This window comes from Acinetobacter sp. I-MWF (assembly GCF_025433935.1).
Lineage (GTDB): Bacteria > Pseudomonadota > Gammaproteobacteria > Pseudomonadales > Moraxellaceae > Acinetobacter > Acinetobacter guillouiae.
Genome location: NZ_JAMBAR010000001.1, coordinates 53876 through 55254, shown reverse-complemented (window position 1 = coordinate 55254; position 1379 = coordinate 53876). Strand labels below are relative to the sequence as shown.

Below are 1379 nucleotides of genomic sequence, written 5' to 3'. Positions count from 1 at the left end.
ATTCGTAACAGTTGTCGTCAAATTACTTACATTTTGATTCGTTGTAAATAATTGACCACCATTCACAGCATCTGTTGATGTCGCTGAGCTGATATCACCTGCCGCTACATTGGTAATCTTTTTACCACCTGCATTGATCCCAGTCGTTTTATCAACCACCACAGTACCAACAGTCACTTTATACGCGGTTACACCAGCGGTGTTAATAATGGTATTACCTGTAGTAACACTGGTTAAATTCAAGTCTTTGCTTAAAGCAAATGCAACATTGTTACCTGTCTTGGTTGCGGTAAGGTTAGTGTCCGCTGGCGTTGCTACACCAATATCAACCGTGTCACCCGCTTTAATCGCACCACTGTTCTTACCGTTGGTTTGTAAATTAAAGCCACCTTTTAAGGTGCTGATATCAGATGTATTAGTTGCGATATTCGACGTATTGGTCGTGATTTGATTCAAGTCTTTGCTTAAAGCAAATGCGACATTATTACCTGTCTTGGTTGCTGTAAGGTTAGTATCCGCTGGAGTTGCTACACCAATATCAACCGTGTCACCCGCTTTAATCGCACCACTGTTCTTACCGTTGGTTTGTAAATTAAAGCCACCTTTTAAGGTGCTGATATCAGATGTATTAGTTGCGATATTCGACGTATTGGTCGTGATTTGATTACCTTGATTAGTGACAGTGGTATTTAATGTACTGATGTCTGATGTGTTTTTCGCAACATTTTGATTCGTTGTAAATAATTGACCACCATTCACAGCATCTGTTGATGCTGCTGTACTGATATCACCTGCCGCTACATTGGTAATCTTTTTACCACCCGCATTGATCCCAGTCGTTTTATCAACCACCACAGTACCAACAGTCACTTTATCCGCGGTTACACCAGCGTTGTTAATCACGGTATTACCTGTAGTAACACTGGTTAAATTCAAGTCTTTGCTTAAAGCAAATGCAACATTGTTACCTGTCTTGGTTGCGGTAAGGTTAGTGTCCGCTGGCGTTGCTACACCAATATCAACCGTGTCACCCGCTTTAATCGAACCACTGTTCTTACCATTACTTTGTAGGTTAAAACCACCTTTTAATGTACTGATATCAGACGTATTCGTTGTGATTTGATTACCTTGATTCGTAACAGTTCACAATTCTGGCTCATCAATGTACTGACAAATTCTCTCAAATAAACTTCGAGTAATTTAAACCAATCAATCAATGATAATATTTCGATCAATCAATCAGTAAAAATCCACACAAGTTGTTCTTCATATTCTCTTAATGATTAATTTATCACTTCGTCAGTGATAAATAAGACGCAATAAACATTTAACAACTTAACCCTCTAAGCTAAGTTCGTTTGCTGTATCGCGTCGGGATG

1 pseudogene is annotated in these 1379 nt (G+C 39.2%); it reads right to left on the bottom strand.

From position 1 onward, the window contains the following. Positions 1 to 930 (bottom strand): annotated as a pseudogene (locus tag M2R48_RS00240) (hypothetical protein); the annotation flags it as partial. Positions 931 to 1379 lie beyond the last annotated feature (449 nt).